18 protein-coding genes are annotated in these 15,974 nt (G+C 66.3%); 17 read left to right on the top strand and 1 reads right to left on the bottom strand.

The features are described from left to right. The first annotated feature begins 2 nt into the window (after nt 1-2). From ACCQ04_RS10620 to ACCQ04_RS10655, 8 genes are all read left to right on the top strand, one after another. Nucleotides 3-872, top strand: a complete 870-nt coding sequence (locus tag ACCQ04_RS10620; protein ID WP_003821092.1) for a hypothetical protein — start codon at nt 3-5, stop codon at nt 870-872. Between the two features lie 158 nt (nt 873-1,030). After that, complete coding sequence (gene pilL2, locus ACCQ04_RS10625) at nt 1,031-1,630, top strand: PFGI-1 class ICE element type IV pilus protein PilL2 (protein WP_003821093.1); 600 nt, start codon at nt 1,031-1,033, stop codon at nt 1,628-1,630. Further along, the gene (locus ACCQ04_RS10630) at nt 1,627-2,268 is read left to right on the top strand and encodes a PilN family protein (RefSeq protein WP_003821094.1); all 642 of its coding nucleotides are present in this window, start codon (nt 1,627-1,629) and stop codon (nt 2,266-2,268) included. The genes pilL2 and ACCQ04_RS10630 overlap by 4 nt, the downstream gene beginning before the upstream one ends. Nucleotides 2,269-2,282: 14 nt before the next feature. Beyond that, nucleotides 2,283-3,008: a TIGR03759 family integrating conjugative element protein gene (locus tag ACCQ04_RS10635; protein ID WP_003821095.1), complete on the top strand. Its 726-nt coding sequence runs from the start codon at nt 2,283-2,285 to the stop codon at nt 3,006-3,008. Next, nucleotides 2,990-3,580, top strand: coding sequence for a transglycosylase SLT domain-containing protein (locus ACCQ04_RS10640; protein WP_003821096.1), 591 nt, complete (start codon nt 2,990-2,992; stop codon nt 3,578-3,580). Before ACCQ04_RS10635 ends, ACCQ04_RS10640 begins: the two co-directional genes overlap by 19 nt. After that, nucleotides 3,577-4,116 (top strand): integrating conjugative element protein, encoded by a 540-nt coding sequence (locus ACCQ04_RS10645; protein ID WP_003821097.1) that lies wholly within the window; start codon nt 3,577-3,579, stop codon nt 4,114-4,116. The genes ACCQ04_RS10640 and ACCQ04_RS10645 overlap by 4 nt, the downstream gene beginning before the upstream one ends. A 4-nt stretch (nt 4,117-4,120) precedes the next feature. Beyond that, entirely contained in the window at nt 4,121-6,313 is a 2,193-nt protein-coding gene (gene traD / locus ACCQ04_RS10650; protein ID WP_003821101.1) for a type IV conjugative transfer system coupling protein TraD, read from the top strand. Then, nucleotides 6,310-7,071: a TIGR03747 family integrating conjugative element membrane protein gene (locus ACCQ04_RS10655; RefSeq protein ID WP_003821103.1), complete on the top strand. Its 762-nt coding sequence runs from the start codon at nt 6,310-6,312 to the stop codon at nt 7,069-7,071. The genes traD and ACCQ04_RS10655 overlap by 4 nt, the downstream gene beginning before the upstream one ends. A gap of 46 nt (nt 7,072-7,117) precedes the next feature. Here the strand turns inward: ACCQ04_RS10655 and ACCQ04_RS10660 are convergent, their stop codons facing one another. Further along, complete coding sequence (locus ACCQ04_RS10660; protein ID WP_003821104.1) at nt 7,118-8,047, bottom strand: hypothetical protein; 930 nt, start codon at nt 8,045-8,047, stop codon at nt 7,118-7,120. 208 nt (nt 8,048-8,255) lie between these two features. Between ACCQ04_RS10660 and ACCQ04_RS10665 the strand changes: the two genes are divergently transcribed. The 9 genes from ACCQ04_RS10665 (at nt 8,256) to ACCQ04_RS10705 (ending at nt 15,973) form a co-directional block, all read left to right on the top strand. Then, a complete protein-coding gene (locus tag ACCQ04_RS10665) occupies nt 8,256-8,636 on the top strand; it encodes an integrative conjugative element protein, RAQPRD family (protein WP_003821105.1) in 381 nt (126 codons plus the stop codon). Further along, nucleotides 8,633-8,866 carry a TIGR03758 family integrating conjugative element protein gene (locus ACCQ04_RS10670; protein WP_003821106.1) on the top strand — a complete coding sequence of 78 codons (234 nt, stop codon included), beginning with the start codon at nt 8,633-8,635 and terminating at the stop codon, nt 8,864-8,866. The genes ACCQ04_RS10665 and ACCQ04_RS10670 overlap by 4 nt, the downstream gene beginning before the upstream one ends. A gap of 61 nt (nt 8,867-8,927) precedes the next feature. Continuing rightward, complete coding sequence (locus tag ACCQ04_RS10675; protein WP_425279593.1) at nt 8,928-9,242, top strand: TIGR03745 family integrating conjugative element membrane protein; 315 nt, start codon at nt 8,928-8,930, stop codon at nt 9,240-9,242. 12 nt (nt 9,243-9,254) lie between these two features. Continuing rightward, nucleotides 9,255-9,665, top strand: coding sequence for a TIGR03750 family conjugal transfer protein (locus tag ACCQ04_RS10680; protein ID WP_003821108.1), 411 nt, complete (start codon nt 9,255-9,257; stop codon nt 9,663-9,665). Beyond that, nucleotides 9,662-10,354, top strand: coding sequence for a PFL_4703 family integrating conjugative element protein (locus ACCQ04_RS10685; protein ID WP_003821110.1), 693 nt, complete (start codon nt 9,662-9,664; stop codon nt 10,352-10,354). Before ACCQ04_RS10680 ends, ACCQ04_RS10685 begins: the two co-directional genes overlap by 4 nt. Continuing rightward, nucleotides 10,351-11,268 carry a TIGR03749 family integrating conjugative element protein gene (locus tag ACCQ04_RS10690; protein ID WP_033962596.1) on the top strand — a complete coding sequence of 306 codons (918 nt, stop codon included), beginning with the start codon at nt 10,351-10,353 and terminating at the stop codon, nt 11,266-11,268. The genes ACCQ04_RS10685 and ACCQ04_RS10690 overlap by 4 nt, the downstream gene beginning before the upstream one ends. Next, nucleotides 11,258-12,676, top strand: a complete 1,419-nt coding sequence (locus ACCQ04_RS10695) for a TIGR03752 family integrating conjugative element protein (RefSeq protein WP_003821113.1) — start codon at nt 11,258-11,260, stop codon at nt 12,674-12,676. Before ACCQ04_RS10690 ends, ACCQ04_RS10695 begins: the two co-directional genes overlap by 11 nt. Continuing rightward, nucleotides 12,657-13,097 (top strand): TIGR03751 family conjugal transfer lipoprotein, encoded by a 441-nt coding sequence (locus ACCQ04_RS10700; RefSeq protein ID WP_003821115.1) that lies wholly within the window; start codon nt 12,657-12,659, stop codon nt 13,095-13,097. Before ACCQ04_RS10695 ends, ACCQ04_RS10700 begins: the two co-directional genes overlap by 20 nt. Continuing rightward, nucleotides 13,097-15,973 (top strand): conjugative transfer ATPase, encoded by a 2,877-nt coding sequence (locus ACCQ04_RS10705; protein WP_003821116.1) that lies wholly within the window; start codon nt 13,097-13,099, stop codon nt 15,971-15,973. Before ACCQ04_RS10700 ends, ACCQ04_RS10705 begins: the two co-directional genes overlap by 1 nt. The last annotated feature ends 1 nt before the right edge of the window (nt 15,974 follow it).

The raw sequence follows: 15,974 nt of genomic DNA on the forward strand, positions 1-15,974 counted from the left end.
CCATGAACACCCATACCCAATCCACGCCCGAAAACGTGAAGGCCCGCCTGACGCTGGACGTGACCTGTTTGCTCAACGGCGAGGCCGCGTCGGAAATACTGGCACGGCTGCAACGCATGTGGGTCCGCGCCATCGGCGAGAGGTTGCTAATCGATGAGACCGCCGCGAAGGTGGATGTTTGGTCGATCGAGGTGACCGAGTTGCCCTCGGCGACTAACAGCGATGCGCTCGAAGCCGAGATCGCCGCCTTCATGCAGCAACGCATCGGGGACGGCAACCTCTGTGCAGAGGACATTCCCTTGCGCCTGGCGAGCTATGGCCTGATGGCCCCCGAGGATTTCATCGACGAAATGCGCGAGCGCATGGGCATGGAAGACGACGCCCCCACGGGCCGAGCCGTCATCCCCTCGACCGAACCTGCCGACGGCGGTGAGATCGAGATGCAAGTCGCGGTCGTCTGCATCGGTGCCTCCGGTAGCCCCAACGTGCCGGTCTTCAAGGTCAGGATCACCCAGGAGGAATACGACCTGGGTATCCACTACGACAAGGCCAGGGACCTGGCCGAAGAGGCCCGGTACGAAGGGCCGTTCATCTGCTTCGACGCCGCCGAATATGGCCCCATCCTGTCGGCCGCCCGCGAACTTGGCCTCGTTCCGCAGGTCGTCGTGGTCGATATGACCGACGGCCAGATCCACTCCATCCGCTGCGACAGCGGCGAGATCAAGGTCATCTGCTACGACACCAGCGACACTGACGAGTATTCGGCGGCGGTGGCGAACCGGCCGCTCGGCGAGAACGGGCAGTTCGTGCGCTGCTGGTCGCACACCCAACTGGCACGGGTCGATCCCGGCCTGAAGCTGGCTCGGGATTGATCGGGCGAAGCCCGATGCGTTTTCACAGGCCCCTTCGGGGGCCTTTTCCTTTGGAGGGAGGCTGCCGGGAAATCGGGCGCTGCCTGGTTCGCATTGTTTGCTGCCGCTCGTGGCCCGAGCGGCGATGGTGAGGGCTCGATGTTTCAGGACGACGCGCCATGTGCCCCTCTCCACCTTGGTTTCACCATCCCGAACGCCGTCTGCTGGCGGGTTTTCTCGGCCTGCTTTGGTCGGTGCTGGCTGGCGGCTGCGCGACGACGAGCGCGCCGGTCGCGCCCGACACCATCGAGGAAGTCTCGGCCGCACCCGTACCCGAGGCGCCCGAATACATCCCCGTTGTGCGCTACGGCCGCTACACCCTCGTGGAACTGGCACCGACAGCAGCGCAGCGCGACCTGCTGTTGCAGACCATCGACGTGTCGATGCCCGAGGATGCACGCGCTACGGTCGGCGACGGGCTACGGCATGTGCTCAAGCGCAGCGGTTACGGCTTGTGCCAGACGACGCACGCGGTGATCGAGCTGTACGCACTGCCGCTGCCGGCGGCCCACCTGCACCTCGGCCCCATGACCCTGCGGGATGCGCTGCTCACCCTGGCTGGTTCGGCCTGGGAACTGCACGCGGATGACCGCGCGCGGCAAATCTGCTTCGAGCGGCCCGGCGACAGCATGACCGCCGACAACGTACCCGCGCCGCCTGCCACCGAGGCGGTGCAGACGTTCCCGCTGGCGCCCGCGGCATCGGGAGGCCAGCCATGAACGCCCCGCAGCCCGCCCATCGTTCAACGGCCGCCGTGGTGGTGCAGAGCCTGATGTGGCTCTGGCTGATCGGCCTCAGTGTCCTCGTTGCCCTCGGCTACCAGACGATGAACGACCAGGCCGACCAGGAGCGCCTCGATTCCCGCCTGCAACGCCTCGAAGCGCAGGCAACAGGCCTGGCCGAGACCGTCGAGGCCATCCAGCAGCGTCCAGCCGTCGCCACGGCGGCAGACCTCAAAGACACCCGCCAAATCCTGGAAGCACGCGCGGCCCAGGTCGAGAAATCGCTGAGCGCCTATGCCTCCGCCGACGACCTTCAGGCACTGCGCGCCGAAGTCGAGCAAATCAAGGCGCGGCAGACCGCTGCGCGCGCCGCTGCACCCGCCCAGCCGCGCACCAGGAACAAGCCCACCGCCAAGCCCGAACCGACGCCGCTCCCGTTCCGCATCGTCGGTGCCGAACTGCGTGCCGGCGAGCGCAGCGTGTCCGTCGCGCCGAGCAATGGCGACTTCACGCCCGACCAGCTTCAGGTGCTGCTACCCGGCGATGCGGTCGGCCCGTGGCGCTTGCAGGCCGTCGAGGGCAGCACTGCGGTGTTCCAGGCCGGCGACCAGACCCGCCACGTGGCGATCCCCTGAACGGAGCACACCACATGAAGCCGTCGATCATCCTTTCCGCGCTTCTGCTGGCGTCCACCCAGTTGCCCGCGTGGGCGCAGCAATCCGCCACGGCTCCCGCCCGCAATGCGCAGAGTCAGGAACGCCCGCTGGTCGCCCGCATTCTGGACGACCGGGTGGCGAGCGACTGGGGCCTTCAACCTCAGGAGTGGGCGCGCTATCGCGAACTGATGGACGGTCCACTGGGCATCTATTCGCCCAACCTGGACCCGCTGTCGGCCCTGGGCATCGAGGCGCGTACCGAAGAGGAACGGCGACGCTACGCCGAGCTGCAGGTGCAGGTCGAAGCGCGCCGCGTGGAGAAACTGCTCGCTTATCAGCGGGCCTATGACGAGGCCTGGCAGCGCCTGAACCCCGGGATGCAGCGGGTGAACCTGCCGGACGACAAGCCGGTCGCCGGGGCCACGCGCGGCTCCGGCCGCACGGCAGTGTTCGTGAAAGATAACTGCGTGGCCTGCGGCCAGCTCGTGCAGCGCCTGCAATCCTCGGGCGCCGAATTCGACCTGTACATGGTCGGCAGCCGCCAGGACGACGCGCGCATCCGCGATTGGGCCAAGCGCGCGAACGTCGATCCGGCGCGCGTGCGCAGCGGCAGCATCACGCTCAACCACGACGGCGGCCGCTGGTTGACCTTGGGGGTACCCGGCGACCTGCCGGCGGTCGTGCGCGAGGTGAACGGCCAATGGCAGCGCCAGCCATAGCCGCCCCCCTGCGCACACTGGTGCTCGCCGCTGGCCTATGCGCCTGCGTCGCCCAAGCCCAGGAGGTTCCGCCACCGGCCTACCAGCTCGCCGCGCAGCGCGCAGGCATCCCCTCGACGGTGCTCTACGCCGTGGCCTTGCAGGAGAGTGGCATCCGCCGTAACGGACGCATCGTCCCGTGGCCGTGGTCCCTCAACGTCGCCGGCCAATCACGCCGCTATGCGACCCGCGCCGATGCCTGCGCGGGTTTGCAGCAGGCGATGCGCTCCACGCCGCACACGCGCATCGACGCGGGCCTGGGCCAGATCAACCTCGGCTACCACCAGCAGCGCTACGCCAGCGCCTGCGACCTGCTCGACCCGTACCGGAATCTCGCCATCGCTGCCGAGATCCTGCGCGAGCAACACGCCCCCGGCGAGGACTGGTTGCTGGCGATGGGCCGCTACCACCGCCCCGCGGGTGGCGAGCCCGCCGCCCGCTACCGGCGCAGCGTGTCGCGCCACCTCGCCCGGGTGCAGGGCGCACGCCCAACCGCCGCGGTTCTCGCCGCACGCAAGGAGACATCCCCATGACGACATCCCATCTGGCCTTGCGTGGCCTGCTCGTACTGCTGGCGGGTCTGCCGCTGGCCTCGCTTGCCGGCGAGCCGCTGATCGTGGTCGAAGACCGCGGCGGCGCGTCGGCGCTGCCGTACTACGAAGCCCTGAACCTCCAGCCGCGCACCAACGCACCGGCCCGGCCGCCGATCCCGACGCCCCAGGTTCCCGCCACGCCGGCGGACGAGGCCGCGATGCTGCCGGTGCGCAGCGCCAAGCTCACCCCCGGCACCGTCCCGCGGCGTGTCATCGAGGCTCCGGGTCTGCGGCCTTTCGTTGTCGTCGGCGACGACGAGGCATCTCGGGCCTGGCTGCGCAGCCAGGCAGCCGCGCTGCGCGAGCGCGGCGCGGTCGGTCTGGTGGTCAACGTCGAGACCGTGCAGGGCCTGGCGCGGCTGCGCACCCTGGTGCCCGGCGTACCCCTCGCGCCCATGTCCGGCGACGACCTGGCCGAGCGCCTGGGCCTGCGGCACTACCCGGTGCTGATCACAGCCACCGGCATCGAGCAATGAAGCCATGTCGGGGAAACAGCCGGTCGAGGTACTGCTTCGCCCAGCGGTGGAGCTATACACCGTTGCCGCATGCGCGGGCGCCGCGTTTCTGTCCCTGGTGGCCCCATGGTCGCTCGCGCTGAGCCCGTCCATGGGCGTCGGCAGCGCGCTGGCGTTCGGCGCCTACGGTGCCATCCGCTACCGCGATGCCCGCGTCATCCTGCGCTACCGGCGCAACATCCGCCGCCTGCCGCGCTACGTGATGACCAGCAAGGACGTGCCGGTCAGCCAGCAGCGGCTGTTCGTGGGGCGCGGGTTCCTGTGGGAGCAGAAGCACACCCATAGGCTCATGCAAACGTACCGGCCGGAGTTCCGCCGCTACGTCGAGCCCACACCAGCCTACCGGCTGGCGCGACGGCTGGAAGAACGGCTGGAGTACGCGCCGTTCCCGCTGTCCCGGCTGTCGAAACTCACCGGCTGGGACGTACCTTTCAACCCGGTGCGGCCGTTGCCGCCTGTGGGCGGCCTGCCGCGCCTGCACGGCATCGAACCCGAGGAGATGGACGTCAGCCTGCCGCTGGGCGAGCGCGTCGGCCACTCGCTGGTGCTGGGCACGACGCGCGTCGGCAAGACCCGGCTGGCCGAACTATTCGTGACCCAGGACATCCGGCGCGTGAACGCCGCGGGCGAGCACGAGGTGGTGATCGTCATTGACCCCAAGGGCGATGCCGATCTCCTGAAGCGGATGTACGTCGAGGCTAAGCGCGCCGGCCGCGAAGGCGAGTTCTACGTCTTCCACCTGGGATGGCCGGACATCTCCGCGCGCTACAACGCCGTGGGGCGATTCGGGCGTATATCGGAAGTCGCCACCCGCGTTGCGGGGCAGCTTTCCGGTGAAGGCAACTCGGCCGCCTTCCGAGAGTTTGCGTGGCGGTTCGTCAACATCATTGCCCGCGCCCTGGTGGAGCTGGGACAGCGGCCCGACTACATGCTGATCCAACGGCACGTCATCAACATCGACGCGCTGTTCATCGAGTACGCCCAGCATTACTTCGCCAAGACCGAGCCCAGGGCCTGGGAGGTGATCGTCCAGATCGAGGCCAAGCTCAACGAGAAGAACATCCCGCGCAACATGATCGGGCGCGAGAAGCGCGTGGTGGCGCTGGAGCAGTACCTCTCGCAGGCGCGCAACTACGACCCGGTGCTGGATGGCCTGCGCTCGGCGGTTCGCTACGACAAGACGTACTTCGACAAGATCGTCGCATCGCTGCTGCCGCTGCTGGAGAAGCTCACTAGCGGCAAGATCGCGCAGCTCCTGGCCCCGAACTACTCCGACCTGGCCGACCCGCGCCCGATCTTCGACTGGATGCAGATCATCCGTAAGAGGGCCATCGTCTATGTGGGCCTGGATGCGCTCTCCGACGCCGAGGTCGCCACCGCGGTCGGCAACTCGATGTTCAGCGATCTCGTGTCGGTCGCCGGGCATATCTACAAGCATGGGATCGACGATGGCCTGCCGGGCGCATCGGCCGGTGCGCGCGTGCCGATCAACGTCCATGCCGACGAGTTCAACGAATTGATGGGCGACGAGTTCATCCCGCTGATCAACAAGGGCGGCGGTGCCGGCCTGCAAGTCACTGCGTACACGCAGACCCTGTCGGACATCGAGGCCCGCATCGGCAACCGCGCGAAGGCAGGCCAGGTGATCGGGAATTTCAACAACCTGTTCATGCTGCGCGTGCGCGAGACCGCGACCGCCGAACTGCTGACCCGGCAATTGCCGAAGGTCGAGGTCTATACGACCACCATCGTCAGCGGCGCGACCGACAGCTCGGACATTCGCGGGGCGACGGATTTCACGTCGAACACTCAGGACCGCATCAGCATGTCCAGCGTGCCGATGATCGAGCCGTCGCACGTCGTCGGCCTGCCGAAAGGCCAGTGCTTCGCGTTGCTGCAGGGCGGCCAGCTTTGGAAAGTGCGCATGCCGCTGCCGGCGCCGGACCCGGACGAAGTGATGCCGGCAGACTTGCAGCAACTGGCCGGGTACATGCGCCAGAGCTACAGCGAAGCGACGCAGTGGTGGGAGTTCACCAGTTCCCCCGCCTTGCAGGACACGGGCCTGCCCGACGACCTGCTGGATGACGCCGCTGCGGCCGAACCTCCCGCGGTGGCCATTGCCACCGACGAGGACACCGGCAACAAGGCCTCGCCATGAAGGACGCCGCCTCGACTGCACAACGGGAGCAGAACCAGCGCCAGGGCCTGATCGTCGGCACCATCACCTTGCCGTTCCGGCTGCTCGGGGTGCTGATCGGCTCGCTGCTGTTCTCGATCGTCGTGGAGTGCGTCGGCATGCACCTGTTCTGGAAGGACCAGGGCTGGCGGCACTCGCAGCAGATGTTGCAGTACGAACTGGGGCACCTGTCCAGCCACTTCACGCGCAGCGTCGTCGTGCAGGAGCCGGGGCGCACCGCGCACGAACTGGTGGATACCGGCTACGAATGGGTATTCGTTCGCTCCGGGCTGCTGGAGCGCATGAGCCAGACCGCCGAGCGCGCCCGCGCGCCGAGCCACGGGAGGATCCAGGACGGGGGGCGCAACTTTCGCTACTACATCAGCCAGGTCTATGTCTGGACCGAGAACTACCTGATTGCCGCGGCCTTCACCACCCTCACGTTTCTGGTGCGCCTGCTGGTTCTGGTGCTCACGTTGCCGCTGATCTGCACCGCGGCGTTCGTCGGCCTGATCGACGGTCTTGTGCGGCGGGACGTGCGCCGGTTCGGCGCAGGCCGGGAATCCGGCTTCATCTACCACCGCGCGAAGGCGAGCCTGATGCCGCTGGCCGTGCTGCCGTGGGTCACGTACCTGGCCTTGCCGATCTCTGTGCATCCACTGCTGATCCTGCTGCCCAGCGCAGCCTTGCTGGGACTGGCCGTGAGCCTGACTGCGGGCAGCTTCAAAAAATACTTGTGATGACAGAGAAACCAGATCATTAGGCAACTCATTCAGTATTTCTTATTTATTGAATTTGCTGACCAAGGATTTTCTCGCGATACATATTGGCCAAATGGCGCGCCCTCATGCTCCACTGCTCTGTAATCTTTGGGAAATCTGTTGCGCCGCGCCCATCCATTCCTTGCAATGTAACGTAGCCCTGCCCATCCTGTCCGCGTACAAAAGCTATGTAGTTATATATTGAATCTCGAAATTCAGTGAGAGCATAAAAGAAGGCATCGCCAGCCGGAAGCGCACGAGATAAGTCAATGCGACCTTGGGCATATAAAAAATCATTGACACCCTTCATTCCCCATCCTACCCGATCCAACTCAATGTAAAGATTGTCCACGGCGTCATAATGCACAGATGGAATGTAACCACATGAAAAGTCCCATGTTTCGAGCCAGTCGAGAAAGTCAGACCTGAAATATGAAGGAACAATATTTTGAAGTGTGGCTATGGAATCCGCCATCTGCTGAGGCGTTAATGCGCTCCTGGCAACTTGAAATGCTGATGGGAAAATTCTCTTACAGACATCTTGTGGGATAAAACTAATATCAGAAATTTCACCCCAATAGACCACGTGAACCGGAAAAATCGATCCATCCAGCCTTTTGTGTTGAGTGCCATGGAACTGATGATGATTTATGCTGGTATGGCGATTTGCCGTTGTGAAAATCACATAACAACCAATCGGCTCAGGGAAGGAATCGGTCTTACTCAACTCAGCCGTAACGTCTGTAGAGTTTAGTTGATTAACAAATTTTGCCTGCCCAAACACTGAGTAGCCGCCAACGGCAGGAAAAATGTCAATGCCATGCTGCCTTTGCCCATTTCCGCCGTATCTTCTGAATTGCACGTCATACCTCATATTCCGCGCGACCCAGTCCCTCATGAGGTAGCAGCAAATTTCCTCAAAATCTTGATCAGTTCTAAAGGTCAGTCCTTGCATTTTTATCCTGGATCTTTGTAAGAGCGTTGATATTTTGCCACGCGGCCGGTGGAAATTCCCTTCTTGAATTCTGGCCTGACGACCACTCCCTGAGCGAACTGGACGCACGCTGCCAATCAAACCGATCAGCGCAGTTTCCTATTGTTTGCTGCCTGCAGTCACCCTGAACTCCACCATCGCACTATTCTGATCACACAGGAATGGCGCGATGTTGGCTCCGATCTGGCAGCGCGCCGCGCATCGCGGCGTGCCCATTTTTCTCGTGACGGCCCTGCTGCTGGGTCAGTCCCCGATGGCGTTGGCCGAGTCCCCCGCACAGCGCCAGGAGCTGGTCGCCGCGCTGCGCCAACTCGACGCGCTGGAGCGCACCGTCGCCGACAGCGCCGCGCGTGCCCCCATCCAGCCGGGCGAGCGCTACCACTTCGATTACCCGCGGTTGCTGGCTGACTTGGCGCGCGTGCGCGCCGGCATCCAGGCCCATCTCACACCGTCGCGTGCCCAGCCGCGCGACCCCTCCGAACTGGCCAGCGACTACCGCACCGAGCGGTCCGCTTCGCCATCGCCGACGACTACGGAAGCCAAGCCATGAACGGCGCCCAGGTCTCGGCATTTCAAGCCAACAGCGGCATCGCGCCTTCGGCGATGGCGACCGTCCTGGTCGGCGCCGTGTTCGCGGTGCTCCTCGTCTGGGGCGTCTGGGCCATCCGAACGGCCTACGTGGGGTGGTCCGAGAGCCGCCTCAACCAGCGCCAGTTCCTCGGCGTCTGCATCCGCTTCGTCGCGATGTACCTCGTCCTGAGCTTCTTCCTCCTCTCCTGACCTGAAAGGCACGACCATGCAAAACCGCATCCTCCATTCCCGCCTTGCCCAGCGCGCCGCTGTGGCACTGGGCTCCGCCGCGCTGCCCGCGCTGTCGTTCGCGCAAGGCTTGCCGCAGTTGGAAAACCCGACCCGCGGCACCGGCAACGGCATCATGGAAACGATCAGGAACTACGGCTACGACATCATCATGCTCGTAGCCCTCCTGGTCGTGGCGTCGATGTTCATCGGCGTCTGCTACCACGCCTACGGCACCTACGCGGAAATCCACACCGGCCGCAAGACCTGGGGCCAGTTTGGCCTCACCGTCGCGATCGGTGCCGTGCTGCTCGTGATCGGCATCTGGCTGCTCACCGAAGCCACCGGCATCCTGTAAGGCGAGGCCGGTATGTCCGAGCAGCAGCACGTCCGTGCGGACGGGACGGTCACGTTCCTTCCGCATCGGCTCAACCGCCACCCTGTTGTCGTGCGCGGCCTCACCGCCGACGAACTGTGGATCTGCTGCGGCCTGTCCGGCGCCGCCGGCCTGCTGGTCGGCGCGCCGCTGTCCTGGGTGTTCCGCACGATCGCCATCGCGCCGACGTTCGTCGTCCTGGGCGTGGCCCTGGGCGTCTTCATCGGCGGCGGCATCCTGCGCCGGCTCAAGCGCGGGCGCCCCGACACCTGGCTGTACCGGCAACTGCAATGGCGCATCGCCACGCGCCATCCACTGATGGCGGGATGGGTAGGCGGCCACGTGCTGATCTCGCGCTCCGGCTTCTGGTCCACCCGAAGGTCCGTTGCAAGGGGGGCACGATGAGCCGCTTCAAGAACGAGATCACCCACCTGCAGGCGCACATCAAGACGCTTCGCCTGGGTGCTGGTGCGCTGGTCATCGTCGCCCTGGTCATGGGCGGTGGCTGGTGGAGCGCGCCGCGCGACCTGACCATCCACGTCCCGCCCGACCTGCGCTCGGGCAGTACCCGCAAGTGGTGGGAAGTGCCGCCCGAATCGGTCTATGCGTTCACGTTCTACGTGTTCCAGACCCTCAACCGCTGGCCGACGAACGGCGAAGAGGACTATCCGCGCAACCTCCACACGCTCTCGCCGTACCTTACCCCGTCCTGCCAGGCCTTCCTGCGCGCGGACTACGACTACCGCCGTTCCACGGGCGAGCTGCGCCAGCGCGTGCGCGGGATTTATGAGATCCCCGGCCGCGGCTACGGCGACGACCCCACGGCGCGCGTGCGCGTGGTCTCCGACCGCGACTGGGTGGTGACGCTCGACATCACCGCCGACGAGTACTACGGCGCCGAGCAGGTCAAGCGCGCGCTCGTGCGCTACCCGGTGAAGGTCACGCGGGTGGACGTCGATCCCGCCCGCAACCCCTTCGGCCTGGCGCTGGACTGCTACGACGGCGCGCCCCAGCGCATCAGCGCACCGGAGCCGACTCGCCCGGCACCTGGCGGCCTGTCTCCGCAAGCGCCCCAAGGAGGAAACACCCCATGAAGCATCCTGTACTCGTGCTGCTGGGGCTGCTGGCCGTGGCCGCGGCACCCGTCGCCCAGGCGGTGGAGATTCTGCGGTGGGAACGCATGCCGCTGGCGGTGCCGCTGAAGGTCGGCCAGGAGCGCATCGTGTTCATCGACCGGAACGTCCGCGTGGGCGTGCCCGCAGGCGTGGGCGAACGCCTGCGCGTGCAGAGCGCAGGTGGCGCGGTGTACCTGCGCGCCAGCGAGCCGATCGAGCCCACGCGGCTGCAATTGCAGGACGCCGACACGGGCGCGCTGATCCTGCTCGACATTGCGGCCGAGCCGCCCAAAGACGGCGAAGCCGAGCTGGAGCCGGTGCGCATCGTCGAGGGCAGCAGCACCCCTGCGCGCTACGGCGATCAGCCAGGCGGTGCCGATGAGGCCCCGGCACGCGCCCAGGACCAAGCAGGTACGCGGGCGACCCGGCGCGAAACCCCGGTTCCGGTCGTCCTGACGCGCTTCGCCGCGCAGAACCTCTACGCGCCGCTGCGCACTGTGGAGTCGCTGCCTGGCGTCATGCGGGTGAACCTGCGCCGTGACCTCGACCTCGGCACGCTGATGCCGACGCTGCCGGTGCGCGCGGTCGCGCTCGCGTCGTGGCGTCTGGAAGACCAGTGGGTCACGGCCGTGCGCCTGACCAACAGCAGCAGCGGCTGGGTCACGCTCGACCCGCGCGTGCTGCAAGGCGATTTCCTCACCGCCACCTTCCAGCACGAAGCGCTCGGACCGCGCGGGACGCCCGAGGACACGACCGTCCTGTACCTGGTGACGCGCGGGCACGGCCTCGCGCAATCGCTGCTGCCGGCGATCCACCGCTTCGACCCGGCCGTGCATCTGCCGCAGCGGGAAGCTGAAGCCGACGATGGCAAGGAGGCCCGCCATGCGCAGTAACGGCTTGCTCAAGTGGCTGATGATCCCGGTCGCCTTGCTGGTGCTGTTCGTTGCCATCCGGCTGTTCTCCGGTGGAAGCACGTCGGCACCGCCCGCCGCGGATGCTGGCTCCAAGCTCACGCCCGAGGAAATGAAGGCGTTGGGCATCGAAGGCGATACCCCGCGCGATACCGTGGCAACGCTCGTCGCCCAGGTGAAACAGTTGCGCACCGAGCTTCAGACCGCGCTGACCGACAACAAGTCGCAGCGCGAGGAAAACCAGCGGCTGCGCCAGCGGGAGAACTCCATTGATCAGCGCATCAATTCGGCCCTCGAATCCGAGCGCTCCAACCTGCGCCGCGACCAGGAACAGGCGGCCAGCGCGCGCCAGCAGACCGAGGGGCTGCTCGCCGACCTGCAGCGGCGCCTGGACAGCATTGGCGGGCGCGGCGGCGGTCACGCTGATCTGCCGGTGGGCCTGGGGCTGCGCGGCGGCGACGAGGCCGGCATGGAAGGCGGCATGCGCTGGGTCGAACCGGACGACGCGAAGAAGGCCGAGGGCCGCAATGGCAGTCGTGGCGCAGGCAGCGGCATGAGCTTCCCGACGAGCTTCGGCCCGGCACAAAGCACACTGGAAACCACCGCGGAAACCGTGGCGAACGCCGGCGCAGGTGCGGCAGGCGTCAAGAGCGCCAAGCCGGTCTATACCGTGCCGACCAACTCGACACTGATGGGCTCCGTGGCGATGACGGCGCTGATTGGGCGCGTGCCGATCGACGGGACGGTGAACGATCCGTACCCCTTCAAGGTGCTGGTCGGGCCGGACAATCTGACTGCCAACGGCATCGACATTCCCGACGTGGCCGGCGCGGTGTTCTCCGGAACCGCATCGGGCGACTGGACGCTCTCGTGCGTGCGCGGCCAGGTTCGCAGCATCACCTTCGTCTTCAACGACGGCACGATCCGCACGATTCCCGAAGACCGCGAAGGCAACCAGCAGAACAACCAGCAGCGCGACGGCCTGGGCTGGATCAGCGACCCGCACGGCATCCCGTGCGTCAGCGGCGAACGGCGCAGCAACGCCCAGCAGTACCTCGGGTCGCAAGCTCTGATCACCGCGGCCGGAGCCGGCGTGGCCTCGCTCATCGAGAGCGACAGCGGCCGCATGTCCTACGTCGGCTCGGACGGCGCCATCGGCACCGTGGGCATCAGCGGCAAGGAAGCAGTCGGCCAGATCCTCGCGGGCGGCGTCCGGGACATGTCGACCTGGGTCAACAAGCTCTACGGACAGGCTTTCGCCGCCGTCTATGTGCAGCCAGGCGCCAAGGTCGCCGTCCACCTCGAAAAGCCGCTGGCCATCGATCACGACCCCGAAGGCCGGCGCGTCGATCACCGTGCAGGAGAAAGCCATGCGCTCGAACTCGATTAAGGGCCTCGCGCTGGCCGCGGCCGTCGCCGTGCTCAGCGGTTGCGCCACCAGCAAGGAAGAACTGCTGACCCATAGCGACCGCACCATGATGGACATCTGGCAGCAGGAAACGGGTGGCGGCGGCAGTGGCACCGGCCAGGTCGCGCGCCGGCAGTTGCTCGACGCGCGCCAGAGCCTGCGCCGGCCGCTGACCGACGCCGATGTGCAGGCTGCGCCCGTCGAGCAGATGCGCTACACGCGCACGGCGCGCAACGAGGTTTATCGCCAGTTCCAGCGCCTGCCCAACCCCGATCTCGTCATGTATGTGTACCCGCACCTGGCGGGCACGGACCCCGTGCCGGTTCCGGGCTACACGACGGTCTTCCCCCTGTACCAGCGCGTGCAGTACGCCATGCCCGGTGAACGGCTGGAGGACTATTGATGCGCTGGGAACTTCCCTGGCCGAAGCTGGCCGCATCCGGCACCGGCGACGAAGAGAAGCCGGACGGCTGGCAGCGCCACGTCGAGGCCTTGCGCCAGGCCGGCGTCCCTGAACCCGGCGCAGCGGTCCAGGGCCGCAGGCCGGCGACGGTAGCCGACGAGCAGGCGCTGTACGACGTCGCGCCGTCGTTCGCGGAACTGCTGCCTTGGGTGGAGTTCTTGCCGCAGTCGAAGTCCATGCTGCTGGAGGATGGGCAGTCGGTCGCTGCCTTCTACGAGCTGGTGCCGCTGGGCACCGAGGGGCGGGAGCCCGGCTGGCTCGCGCATGCCCGCGATGCCTTGGAGAACGCGCTCCAGGACTCGTTCGATGAGCTGGACGAAAACCCCTGGGTACTCCAGCTCTATGCCCAGGACGAGCCCAGCTTCGACCAGTACATGCAGACCCTGCGCGACTACGTGCAGCCGCGTGCCCGCGGCACCGCTTTCACCGAGTTCTACTTGCGCTTCTTCGGCCACCACCTGCGCGCGGTCGCCAAGCCGGGCGGCCTGTTCGAGGACACGGTGGTCACGCGGCTGCGCTGGCGCGGCCAGACGCGGCGGGTGCGCATGGTGATCTATCGCCGTGCAACTGGGCAGGCAAGCCGCCGCGGCCAGACGCCCGAGCAGATGCTGAACATCGTCTGCGACCGCCTGTGCGGCGGCCTGGCGAACGCCGGCATCCAGGCACGGCGCATGGTCGCAGCCGACGTCCACGACTGGCTGCTGCGGTGGTTCAATCCGCGCCCGGCGATGCTTGGACCGAGTGCAGAGGACCGGGAGCGCTTCTACGCGCTGGCGCGCTACCCCGACAGCACCGAAGAAAGCGAGGCCGGCGAAATCGAGCTGGCGAGCGGGCGGGATTTCAGCCAGCGGCTGTTCTTCGGCCAGCCACGCTCCGACGTGGAGCACGGCACCTGGTATTTCGACGGCATGCCGCACCGCGTGCTGATCACCGACCGGCTGCGCATGCCGCCCGGCACCGGACACCTGACCGGCGAGACCCGCAAAGGGGATGCCATCAACACGCTGTTCGACCAGATGCCGGAAGACACCTTGCTGTGTCTCACGATGGTCGCCACGCCGCAGGATGTCCTGGAAGCGGATCTCAACCACCTGGCGAAGAAGGCCGTGGGCGAGACGCTGGCGTCGGAGCAGACGTTGAAGGACGTGCAGGAAGCCCGCTCCCTCATCGGCAGCGCACACAAGCTCTACCGGGGGACGCTGGCATTCTACCTGCGCGGACGCGACGAAGCGGAACTGGACCGGCGCGGCCTGGACCTGGCGAACGTGATGCTCAATGCTGGCTTGCAGCCGGTGCGCGAGGACGACGAGGTGGCGCCGCTCAACAGCTACTTGCGGTGGCTGCCATGCTGCTACAACCCCGGCCAGGATCGGCGCAAGTGGTACACCCAACTGATGTTCGCTCAGCACGCGGCGAACCTGTCGCCGGTGTGGGGCCGCGCTCAAGGTACGGGGCACCCGGGCATCACGATGTTCAACCGCGGTGGCGGGCCGATCACCTTCGACCCGCTCAGCCGCCTGGATCGGCAGATGAACGCCCATCTGTTCCTGTTCGGCCCCACCGGCTCCGGCAAGAGCGCCACGCTCAACAACCTCTTGAATCAGGTCACGGCCATCTACCGACCGCGGCTGTTCATCGTGGAGGCTGGCAACAGCTTCGGCCTGTTCAGCGACTTCGCACGCATGCTCGGGCTGACGGTAAACCGGGTCAAGCTGGCCCCAGGTTCGGGCATCAGCCTCGCGCCATTCGCAGACGCGCGTCGGCTGATCGAGACGCCCAGCGACGTGCAGACGCTCGACGCCGACGCGCTGGATGAAGACCCGCCACCAGATGCCTCGGCCATGGAGGCGGACGAGCAGCGCGACGTGCTCGGCGAACTGGAGATCACGGCGCGGCTGATGATCACGGGCGGAGAGGACAAGGAGGAAGCCCGGATGACGCGGGCTGACCGCTCGCTGATCCGTCAGTGCATCCTCGACGCCGCCGAGCACTGCGTGGCCGACAAACGCACGGTGCTTACGCGCGACGTGCGCAACGCGTTGCGCGCCCGCGGCCAGGACCCGACGCTGCCCGAAATGCGCCGCGTGCGGCTGCTGGAGATGGCGGATGCGATGGACATGTTCTGTCAAGGCACGGACGGCGAAATGTTCGACCGCGACGGCACGCCGTGGCCCGAAGCCGACATCACCTTGGTTGACCTCGCGACATACGCCCGCGAGGGCTACAACGCGCAGCTCTCCATCGCTTACATCAGCCTGATCAGCACGGTGAACAACATCGCCGAGCGCGACCAATACCTGGGACGCCCGATCATCAACGTCACCGACGAAGGCCACATCATCACGAAGAACCCGCTGCTCGCGCCCTACGTCGTGAAAATTACAAAGATGTGGAGGAAATTGGGGGCCTGGTTCTGGCTCGCGACGCAGAACATCGACGACCTGCCGCGCGCCGCGGAGCCCATGCTCAACATGATCGAGTGGTGGATCTGTCTCAGCATGCCGCCCGATGAAGTTGAGAAGATCGCGCGGTTCCGCGAACTCTCGCCCGCGCAGAAGGCGCTGATGCTTTCGGCGCGCAAGGAAGCGGGGAAATTCACCGAAGGCGTCATCCTCTCCAAGAGCATGGAAGTGCTGTTCCGCGCCGTGCCGCCGTCCCTGTACCTCGCCCTCGCGCAGACAGAACCCGAGGAGAAGGCCGAACGCTACCAGCTCATGCAGCAGTACGGCTGCACCGAACTGGAAGCGGCTTTCAAGGTGGCCGAGAAGATCGACCAGGCCCGCGGCATCGAGTCGCCGGCCCTGGAACTGTCGTAAA

The sequence above is a fragment of the Xanthomonas sp. NCPPB 2866 genome (assembly GCF_041475745.2).
Lineage (GTDB): Bacteria > Pseudomonadota > Gammaproteobacteria > Xanthomonadales > Xanthomonadaceae > Xanthomonas > Xanthomonas arboricola.

Excerpts from the sequence above, each read along its gene's own strand:
- pilL2 (WP_003821093.1), top strand. The coding sequence starts at position 1,031 with ATGTGCCCCTCTCCACCTTGGTTTCACCATCCCGAACGCCGTCTGCTG.
- ACCQ04_RS10640 (WP_003821096.1), top strand. The coding sequence starts at position 2,990 with ATGGCAGCGCCAGCCATAGCCGCCCCCCTGCGCACACTGGTGCTCGCC.
- ACCQ04_RS10620 (WP_003821092.1), top strand. The coding sequence starts at position 3 with ATGAACACCCATACCCAATCCACGCCCGAAAACGTGAAGGCCCGCCTG.
- ACCQ04_RS10695 (WP_003821113.1), top strand. The coding sequence starts at position 11,258 with ATGCGCAGTAACGGCTTGCTCAAGTGGCTGATGATCCCGGTCGCCTTG.
- ACCQ04_RS10645 (WP_003821097.1), top strand. The coding sequence starts at position 3,577 with ATGACGACATCCCATCTGGCCTTGCGTGGCCTGCTCGTACTGCTGGCG.
- ACCQ04_RS10665 (WP_003821105.1), top strand. The coding sequence starts at position 8,256 with ATGTTGGCTCCGATCTGGCAGCGCGCCGCGCATCGCGGCGTGCCCATT.
- ACCQ04_RS10635 (WP_003821095.1), top strand. The coding sequence starts at position 2,283 with ATGAAGCCGTCGATCATCCTTTCCGCGCTTCTGCTGGCGTCCACCCAG.
- ACCQ04_RS10630 (WP_003821094.1), top strand. The coding sequence starts at position 1,627 with ATGAACGCCCCGCAGCCCGCCCATCGTTCAACGGCCGCCGTGGTGGTG.
- ACCQ04_RS10700 (WP_003821115.1), top strand. The coding sequence starts at position 12,657 with ATGCGCTCGAACTCGATTAAGGGCCTCGCGCTGGCCGCGGCCGTCGCC.
- ACCQ04_RS10705 (WP_003821116.1), top strand. The coding sequence starts at position 13,097 with ATGCGCTGGGAACTTCCCTGGCCGAAGCTGGCCGCATCCGGCACCGGC.
- ACCQ04_RS10685 (WP_003821110.1), top strand. The coding sequence starts at position 9,662 with ATGAGCCGCTTCAAGAACGAGATCACCCACCTGCAGGCGCACATCAAG.
- traD (WP_003821101.1), top strand. The coding sequence starts at position 4,121 with ATGTCGGGGAAACAGCCGGTCGAGGTACTGCTTCGCCCAGCGGTGGAG.
- ACCQ04_RS10680 (WP_003821108.1), top strand. The coding sequence starts at position 9,255 with ATGTCCGAGCAGCAGCACGTCCGTGCGGACGGGACGGTCACGTTCCTT.
- ACCQ04_RS10670 (WP_003821106.1), top strand. The coding sequence starts at position 8,633 with ATGAACGGCGCCCAGGTCTCGGCATTTCAAGCCAACAGCGGCATCGCG.
- ACCQ04_RS10690 (WP_033962596.1), top strand. The coding sequence starts at position 10,351 with ATGAAGCATCCTGTACTCGTGCTGCTGGGGCTGCTGGCCGTGGCCGCG.
- ACCQ04_RS10660 (WP_003821104.1), bottom strand. The coding sequence starts at position 8,047 with ATGCAAGGACTGACCTTTAGAACTGATCAAGATTTTGAGGAAATTTGC.
- ACCQ04_RS10655 (WP_003821103.1), top strand. The coding sequence starts at position 6,310 with ATGAAGGACGCCGCCTCGACTGCACAACGGGAGCAGAACCAGCGCCAG.